Genomic DNA, 8,855 nt, shown 5'->3' with positions numbered 1-8,855 from the left:
TCAAATTTGGGACTTGGGACAAATCAGAGTCGTGTTTCCCGTTGAGTAAGCGGCAAAGGAATTGTTATTGAATAAAATCCCTCTATTATTAAGGGAAGTTAGGGAGAGGGGGGAATTCGGGTGCGATCGCCTATTTTATATGAAATCCTATTATAGATGCTACAGATGATTCCCCCTAACCCCCTGTAGAGACGTTCCATGGAACGTCTCTACAGGGGTGAATTTATAGTAAATATTTAGGGATTTTATATTATAGCTCTACCCATGAATTTTTACCCTGTGCTTAAACACAAATGGCAAAGAAGCGACGTTTTTCGCCATTTTGGTTTCTTCGGAACCTAACTCATGATTTGCCCAAGATAGGACGGGTTTAGGAGTCGAAAGATTTAAGGTTTCGTAAGGCATAAGAGTTTTATAGCGGATCTAAATATATATCAATAATATTACATTTATATTACATTGTCAAGAGGCGTGCAGATTTATGATAGGGTTAAGCTGAGTCAACTAGAAACCGGGTTTCTCAATAGATCTTAATTTAATGCCATTAATCTCCCATAGAAACCCGGTTTCTGAGAGCGATCGCTTTCTTTTAAACTAAAATCTCCTATGTATTCAACTCACCCGCAAATTGAATTTTGGCAAATTCAAAATATTGATCATCCTGATTTTAAAGTTGCGATCGCTCTTTATGAACAAACATTTCCTGCTTATGAACGAGTTCCGGTTGCTTGGTTGCAAGAAGCAATTCTAGCGAAAAAAGCTCAACTTTGGGTCGGTTATTATCAAGAACAATTGGCTTTAATGTCAATTTTATATTCTCTGCCTAGTCAGGATTTTATTTTATTAGAATATTTAGCTACTGTTCCCCATTTAAGAAATATTAAAATCGGCTCTAAATTTTTGAATTATATAATTGATTTTTTTAAAAAACAGTCTAAAACTTTAGTCTTAGAAGTTGAACACCCTGATTTTGGAGAAGAACGGGAATTAAAGCAACGCAGAGTTGGATTTTATCAACGGTTAGGAGCAAAAAAATTACAGGATATTCTATATATTTTACCCGCGTTAGATGGAACTAAAACGACAGAAATGATATTAATGATTATTCCCAATAAGAATTTAGAAAACCTAAAGAAAAGCGTTATTCAACAGTTAATTCGAGAGTTATACACAGAAGTCTATCGTCGTCATCCTGATGATCCGATTTTTAATTGGATTGAAAATATTAAAGATGATATTATTCTGACTGATAACTAATAACTGAGAGTGAGGGGAATAACCCCCTACTGATTCATTTGACGTTTAACAATATCAATTTTTTTCACAAAATAATCCTCTTTATATTTTAATTGTTGTGCTAATGCTAGTCCTTGTTGAAAGGCAGCGATCGCAGCTTGATAGGCTTTTTGTGATAAATAAATATCTCCAATTTGATCATAAGCATTCATCATGCCATAATAATTATAAGCTTGTTGATTAACTAAGACTTGAGCTTGATAAATATCTAAAGCGGTTTTAATTTGATTTTGAGAGCGATAAAGTTTAGCTAATCTTCCTAATGCTTCACTGGCGTTATCAAATTGTTGAATAGAGGTCGCAATACTGTAGGCTTCTTGATAGGTTAATCCCGCTTGTTCAAATTGTCCTAATTTTTCATAATTCCCACCAATAGCTAATTTAATTTCGGGAATAGGAAATAAATTAGGTTGATTTGCATAATAGCCGGCTAGCCTTTCCCGAACAGAAATAGCCTTTAAATATTCTCCAATTTGTTCATAAATAAACGCTAATTGTTGGAGCGATCGCACTTCACTTGGTGGCGGTGTAGGATTAGGATTTTCCGGGGTAGCAGGTAGGGGTTGAGGCGGTGGTACATCTCCTCGAATAGCACGGATATCCTGTTGTATTTCTAACAGTTGTTCATAGGTTTCTGCGGCTTTGGGATAATCTAACCAATTCATATAAATTTGAGCAATTTCATTAAAATATTGTTCTTCGGCTAGAATATCTTGATTTTTATTAGCTGTTTCTAATAAAGTTTGATAAACAGTTAAAGCTTGTGTTTTGGCTCTAACATTTTTAAAAGCTAATCCCAATAATTGCCATAATTCCAAATTATTATTCTGGTCTTTTTGCAGTTTTTGTAAAATTTGATCCAGACGTTCTGTAATAAATTTAAGATACAATCTTTGACTATTATTCCATGCTATTAACCCGACTCGATTTAAAGCGGCTATTTCTTGAGATAATCCGAAATACCGACGAATTCTTAACTCTCGGTTCCATAATTCAAACGCACCCGGAATATTTTGTGCGGCTAATAATGCGGTTGCTTCTGCATTTAATTTAACTAATTCCGGTTCTAAGATTTTCTGTTGACTTTGACCTAAAATTTGACCCTCTGGAGGGGGAGAAGGAAGTAAAGGATCAAGTTCTTTACTCAATAACGGGTTAGGGGAAAAATCATCGAGTAGAGGTTTTTCAGGTTCAGTTTCTGTTTCTTTTTGTTTTTGGGCGATCGCAATTCCGGTATTCCCGAAACCCGATAAAATGATAGCAACAACCATTATAATAGTTAGGTTTTTACGATTGATCATAAAGTTAAAAGGGTATTTTTAAAAGATATTATAGCAAGTATCAACCCTAAAAGTAACCGTCACTCTACTTAAATTTGATAAAATATGGGATAATAGCAAAATTAGCATTCAGGAGGAAATAAAATTGAAAGCAATCCAAAAATACAATAGTCTTTTTAAAAGTCTGACAATATTATTCTGTAGTCTGATTTTGTTAACCGCTTGTTCTATTCCCCAAGTATCCGCCGAGGATAGAATGTTTGTTGATTTATCCTTAAATTTTTTAGGAAAATATGAACTCTCGAACCCAATTTTATCAACAGATCAACCTGTTAGTCAGTTATCATCTCTAACTTATCAAGTTCCTGGGTATGGAACTTCAACGGATAACAAAATTCAATTTTATGGGTTATCAGATGCAGTAACAGCAGAGTCTCCAGCGAAATTCTACACCTTTAACTTTAACTTAGATCCGTCTGAATCTATCCCTTTAAAAGATATCACCGTAGAAGGATTAACAATACTCAAGGACAAACAGGAACAACCGCTTTTAGAAAATCAAGTTTATCCTGAAAGTATTGCCTTTTCTCCGCGTCATTCTGTGTTTATTTCGACGGAAAATTTAGAAAATGTTAACACTCCTCCCTTAATTGCTGAATACGATTTAAAAACAGGAGAATTAAAAAATACTGTTCCTCTTTCTCCCTTTTATCTTCCCCAATTTAATGAATCTGAACAAACCCAAGGAGTCGAACCTCAATTTGGCTTTAAAGCGTTAACAATTTCTCCCGATGGCTTTAGTCCCGATGGTCGAGATCCCTTTAGATTATTTACCATCACTGAAAAACCGTTAATTCAAGATCGAGATCCAGAACTAGCCACTAAATTAAGATTATTGCATTATGTCATCGCAGATCGAGCGTCTTTTTTAGTTTCTGAAACCTTATATCTACTGGATGAAACCTCTCAAGGATTAGTTGATATTGCCGCCGCTAAAGGGGGAATATTACTCAGTTTAGAACAATCAAAAGACACGGGTAAAATTTATCAATTATTCACCGGAGATGCTACCGACACCTCTCGTATGGTGAGTTTAAAAGGAAATTTAATTAAAGTACAACCTGTGCGAAAAAAACTCTTACTGGATTTACAAAATTTAGGAATTCCTTTACAACAGTTAAAGGGAATGACGTTAGGCTCTCGTTTACCTGATGGAAGTCAAAGTTTAGTCTTAATTGGTGAAGATAATCATAATACAACTCAGGTTTTATTATTCAGTTTGAGACTAGGAAATCAAACTTAGTTAATACAACACTTTCTAAATTTTCTTTCCTAATTCCTGATTCCGTTGTATCCTAAAAAACGAAATTGATAACCGTTGGTCAATCATGACTCATTCTACCGATATTGTAAAACTAGCGCAATTAATGGCAGCCGACTTCAGCAACCAAGCGCAAGCCTTTGAAAACCCGCCGTTTTTTGCCCATATTCGGGTTTGTATGCGTCCCTTACCTGTCGCCTTATTAGACGGTGTTAGCTTGTATTTAGAACAAGCCTATGATATTAATTTAAAACAACCCTATCGCGTGCGGGTGTTGAAATTAGTCGATAAAGAAAATCACATTGAAATTGAGAATTATGTAATTGAAAACGAGCAAGAATTTTATGGCGCATCCCGTGAACCCGCACGACTACAAGGGTTAACAAAAGACCGTTTGAAAAAAATGGAAAGATGTTCTTTTATTACCCATTGGACAGGAGAAAGTTTTAAAGGAGAAGTTGAACCGGGTAAAGGATGTATAGTCGAACGCAAAGGAAACGTCACCTATCTGGCGAGTGAATTTGAAATTGATGAACACCACTTCATTAGTCATGACCGAGGACACGACCCCGAAACCGATGAACAACTGTGGGGTGCTTTAGCAGGGCCATTTCAATTCGTGCGCTGGACAAGTTTTGCGGACGAGGTAAAAATTTGATCCCCTTTCCTGATAAATTTACCCAATATTGGCACATCAAGATTCAACAAGTGTATTTATGAAAGTTCTGGTTATTGGTGGTGATGGCTACTGCGGTTGGGCCACAGCGTTGTATTTGTCCAATCGTGGCTATGAAGTCGGGATTTTGGATAGTTTAGTTCGACGTCACTGGGATCAACAACTGTGTATTGATACGTTAACCCCCATTGCCCCGATTCAGCAACGAATTCAGCGTTGGAAAGATTTAACCGGGAAGTCTATTGACTTGTTTATTGGTGATATCAATAACTACGACTTCCTGATTAAGAGTTTACTCAAGTTTGAACCCCAAGCCATTATTCACTTTGGAGAACAGCGTTCTGCACCGTTCTCAATGATTGATAGAGAACACGCCGTTCTCACCCAAGCAAATAACGTTATCGGTAATCTTAACCTGCTGTATGCCATGCGGGAACATTTCCCCGATTGTCATCTGGTGAAGTTAGGAACGATGGGAGAATATGGAACCCCTAATATTGATATTGAGGAAGGCTATATTACCATCGAACATAACGGTCGTAAAGACACTTTACCCTATCCCAAACAACCCGGCAGTTTCTATCATCTCAGCAAGGTACATGACAGCCATAATATCCATTTTGCTTGTAAAATTTGGGGTCTGCGAGCAACGGATTTAAACCAAGGCGTCGTTTATGGGGTGTTAACAGAAGAAACCGGAATGGATGAACTGTTAATTAACCGTCTCGACTATGATGGAATCTTCGGAACTGCATTAAACCGTTTCTGTATTCAAGCCGCTATTGGTCATCCCTTAACCGTCTATGGAAAAGGCGGACAAACTAGAGCCTTTTTAGATATTCGGGATACAGTACGCTGTATTGAATTAGCATTAGAAAATCCGGCAGATGTTGGACAATTCCGCGTCTTTAATCAGTTTACCGAATTACATAGCGTCGGTGACTTAGCTATGATGGTGAAAAAAGCGGGTATTGCTTTAGGATTAGATGTGGAAGTCGAGAATATTCCTAATCCCCGTGTTGAATTAGAAGACCATTATTTCAACGCTAAAAATACAAATCTGTTGGATTTAGGATTACAGCCTCATTTTCTGTCTGATTCCTTGTTAGATTCTCTGTTGAATTTTGCCATTAAGTATCAGCAACGGGTTGACAAAAACCAAATTATGCCGAAAGTCTCATGGCGTAATCCGGGTTAATCAGGGAGAATGTTGTTGATGTTTACTGTAGAGAAAGGGTTAGGATCTCTACAGTAAGCTTTTTATTTTGTTATAATGGAATAGCTAGTTCTAAGAAAACACCTATTTGGACAAAATACAATGATAGAAAATATTAAAGAGATTATCAGGGAAGCTGAAGACCAAGGAACATATATTGAAAAGCTCAAAGACTGCGTTCATGCAGGTGCACAGATAGTTCGTGTTGCTGGATTTATTGTTGAAAATCGAGATCCAATCCTCAAGCAAGTTGAGAGAGAATACTTTCTTTCTGAAGTTACTCTCCTTAAAAAATCTGATCAGTCTAATCTTCAGCCTTTTCTCGCCACTTTTCGGCTTAATTTAGATAATTTTTTGTGTTGTTCTATATATGCAATGTTAGCAGGAGATACTTATATTTTAGATAAAACAGTTCTCAACGGTCTGGAGGAAACTTACAAATCTATTGAACTGTCTATTAATCAAACTATTAATGCTATTCAAGTCCTGAAAAAAGTCACTATTAGTTTTGTAAGTAATAAACTCGGTACTCAAGCCAGTCAAGAAATAGCATTTTATCTCGATTATATTATTAAAGGATTGTCGGCTAACGAAACCATAGAACCTTTTTCTGTTGCTCAACCATCTCTTGAAAATACAACAGAAGGATCTCAAACAGATTCTAAAATTGAAGCTGCTTACTCAAACAATCAATCTGAAGTTCCTCACAAAAAGGGATCTTTAGATGATTTGATTAGTATCTTTAAGGAATGGACAAAGGATGAATCTGGCTATGATCAAGAAGTATATCCTTTCGTAGAACAGGCTCTAAAATCTAATCCCTTATCTTTATAAAAGATTAAATGAGTAAAGTTATACTATTAGATTCTGGGCCTTTAGGAACTATAGTTCATCCTAAATGTAAGCACGAAAAACGTGAGTATGATGTAGAAATTAGAGAATGGCTGGAATATCTCAATCAGAATAATTTTGAGTTGCGAATTCCAGAAATAATAGATTATGAACTTCGTCGGAATCTACTTTTAGAAAACCTCAATAAAAGTATTGACCGCTTAGATTTATTGCAGAATTTACTAATACCTTTAGACCGAAAAACCATGTTAAAAGCTGCTCAATTGTGGGCAGAAATACGGAAGCAAGGAAAGGGTGGATCGCATCCGAAGAGTTTAGATGGAGATGCAATTCTGGTCGCTCAAGCTATTGGACAAAAAGATTTTTTTGAAAAAGTGACTATTGTCACGACTGACTTAAAAGATTTATCTCGATTTCCTAACCATGAAATATCTATTTATGAGTGGCCTAATATTCTAACTAACCGTGAATTAATTTAATGCCAGCATCCAGACTCACTTGTCTTTAACTTCAATAATATGTTAGATTACAGTTCTATAAGAATTAATCCGATTATCTAAGAGGTATAATAATGGATGTTGCCAAAGTCTTAATCTTAAAAAATCAGCTAATCAATATCGTAGAAAAAATACAATTATCTCTTAGCAGTTCTGAACTTGACTCTTCTAATTTTTTGCAATTTATACAAGAGATTAAACCGGATTTAAAAAAAATAAACACTAAAATTAACGACGAAAAAAGAAATCATTCAATTTTTGGTGCGCTTGATCAGTTATCATTCATGGATGCTAATCAAGATACTGTAAAAAAAGATAAAATTCAATATGCTAAACGCCTAGATTTAATGAATCAGATTGCTGTTGATAGCGGGTTGTTATTGAATTTTATTGAGTTACTAGAATATTACTTTGATTCTCAACAATATGCCGTGATTAAAAATGCTCTCTGCTATTTAGTCGATATTATTTTAATCGAATTAAAGAACTGGACAGATGAGAGCGATAGTATAGAATTTATAGAAAAATATGATTGGAGTCGGTTAATTGATGCTTTAATTCAGTTTGAACAATCCCTTAATTTAACCTCTGCTAATCCTTTAATTACTCAATCTGAAATTAATATTAATTCAATTTTTGATCATTTGCAAACTTATCGCTTTCGCTTAAATGAACAGTATGAGGAATTAATTCAAAGTTCCCTTGAGTTACAGCGTCAGCAAAAAGAAGAATTACAACGTCAACAAGAAGCAGAATTAAAACGTCAACAGGAATTAGAATTACAACGTCAACAAGAAGCAGAATTAAAACGTCAACAGGAATTAGAATTAAAACGTCAACAGGAATTAGAATTACAACGTCAACAGGAATTAGAATTACAACGTCAACAGGAATTAGAATTAAAACGTCAACAGGAATTAGAATTAAAGCGTCAGCAAGAAGCGGAATTACAACGTCAACAAGAGGAAGAATTACAACGTCAACAGGAATTAGAATTACAACGTCAGCAAGAAGCGGAATTACAACGTCAGCAACAGGAAGAATTGCGACATCAACGCGAAGCGGAATTAAAACAGAAAAAGGAAAAAGAAATTCGTCAATTAATGATAATTGTTGCTGCTGTAATCTTATTAGGAGGACTTGGACTGTTAATTTTTAATCCTTTTAAGTCTAAACAAGAAAATCCCAATCCTTTGACTCCAGAAACTCCTCAAAGTCGTTTGGAAACGGCTGACCAGTTAGCATTAGAAGCATCCAAACTCATTGAAAATCCTCCCCATCCTCTAACGGTTTGGCAACAAGCTCAAACTCAATTGCAAGATGCTATTCAACTATTAGAAGCAATCCCTAAAAAGTCTTCTGACTCTCAAAAAATCAACCAAAAATTACAAATTTATAAAAAAGATTATAACTCCATTAGCCAAATTTTAAATAAAGAACAAAAAGCAACAAATGATTTAGAATCGGCTAAAAAACTGGCAATGGAAGCATCAGTTATGCTACAAAATCCTCCAGAATCTTTGAGTGTTTGGCAGGAAGCAGAACAAAAATGGAAACAATCTATTAATTTACTTGAATCTATTCCCAAAGATTCTTTTATTTATCCCGAAAGTCAAGATCGATTAAAAGTTTATCGAACAAATCATGAAGCAGTAGCCCAAAAAAACCAGGAGAAAAATCAATAATCAGACCCTATTAACCCTCATAGTATTTTTTT

General features: G+C 35.3%; 9 protein-coding genes. 7 read left to right on the top strand and 2 right to left on the bottom strand.

Translation table 11 applies throughout. The features are described 5' to 3' along the window. Positions 1-258: 258 nt before the first annotated feature. Entirely contained in the window at positions 259-405 is a 147-nt protein-coding gene (locus ACKPEB_RS02785) for a hypothetical protein (protein WP_408963263.1), read from the bottom strand. 201 nt (positions 406-606) lie between these two features. Here ACKPEB_RS02785 and ACKPEB_RS02780 point away from each other — a divergent pair, with 201 nt between their 5' ends. Further along, positions 607-1,257, top strand: a complete 651-nt coding sequence (locus tag ACKPEB_RS02780; protein ID WP_408963262.1) for an N-acetyltransferase — start codon at positions 607-609, stop codon at positions 1,255-1,257. Positions 1,258-1,283: 26 nt separating this feature from the next. On the opposite strand, the gene ACKPEB_RS02775 is transcribed toward ACKPEB_RS02780, so the two are convergent. Next, complete coding sequence (locus ACKPEB_RS02775) at positions 1,284-2,567, bottom strand: hypothetical protein (protein WP_408963261.1); 1,284 nt, start codon at positions 2,565-2,567, stop codon at positions 1,284-1,286. Positions 2,568-2,721: 154 nt separating this feature from the next. On the opposite strand from ACKPEB_RS02775, the gene ACKPEB_RS02770 reads away from it, so the two are divergent. The 6 genes from ACKPEB_RS02770 (at position 2,722) to ACKPEB_RS02745 (ending at position 8,823) form a co-directional block, all read left to right on the top strand. After that, on the top strand, positions 2,722-3,879 hold the full coding sequence (locus ACKPEB_RS02770; protein WP_408963260.1) for an esterase-like activity of phytase family protein: 1,158 nt from the start codon (positions 2,722-2,724) through the stop codon (positions 3,877-3,879). A gap of 85 nt (positions 3,880-3,964) precedes the next feature. Then, positions 3,965-4,555 (top strand): chromophore lyase CpcT/CpeT, encoded by a 591-nt coding sequence (locus ACKPEB_RS02765; RefSeq protein ID WP_408963259.1) that lies wholly within the window; start codon positions 3,965-3,967, stop codon positions 4,553-4,555. Between the two features lie 58 nt (positions 4,556-4,613). After that, the gene (locus ACKPEB_RS02760) at positions 4,614-5,771 is read left to right on the top strand and encodes an NAD-dependent epimerase/dehydratase family protein (protein WP_408963258.1); all 1,158 of its coding nucleotides are present in this window, start codon (positions 4,614-4,616) and stop codon (positions 5,769-5,771) included. A gap of 120 nt (positions 5,772-5,891) precedes the next feature. Next, complete coding sequence (locus ACKPEB_RS02755) at positions 5,892-6,623, top strand: hypothetical protein (RefSeq protein WP_408963257.1); 732 nt, start codon at positions 5,892-5,894, stop codon at positions 6,621-6,623. Positions 6,624-6,631: 8 nt separating this feature from the next. Then, positions 6,632-7,120, top strand: a complete 489-nt coding sequence (locus ACKPEB_RS02750; protein ID WP_408963256.1) for a type II toxin-antitoxin system VapC family toxin — start codon at positions 6,632-6,634, stop codon at positions 7,118-7,120. Between the two features lie 92 nt (positions 7,121-7,212). Beyond that, positions 7,213-8,823 carry a hypothetical protein gene (locus ACKPEB_RS02745; RefSeq protein ID WP_408963255.1) on the top strand — a complete coding sequence of 537 codons (1,611 nt, stop codon included), beginning with the start codon at positions 7,213-7,215 and terminating at the stop codon, positions 8,821-8,823. Positions 8,824-8,855 lie beyond the last annotated feature (32 nt).

The sequence above is a fragment of the Planktothrix sp. genome (assembly GCF_046067725.1).
Classification (GTDB): domain Bacteria; phylum Cyanobacteriota; class Cyanobacteriia; order Cyanobacteriales; family Microcoleaceae; genus Planktothrix.
This window is presented reverse-complemented; position numbering and strand designations above follow the sequence as displayed.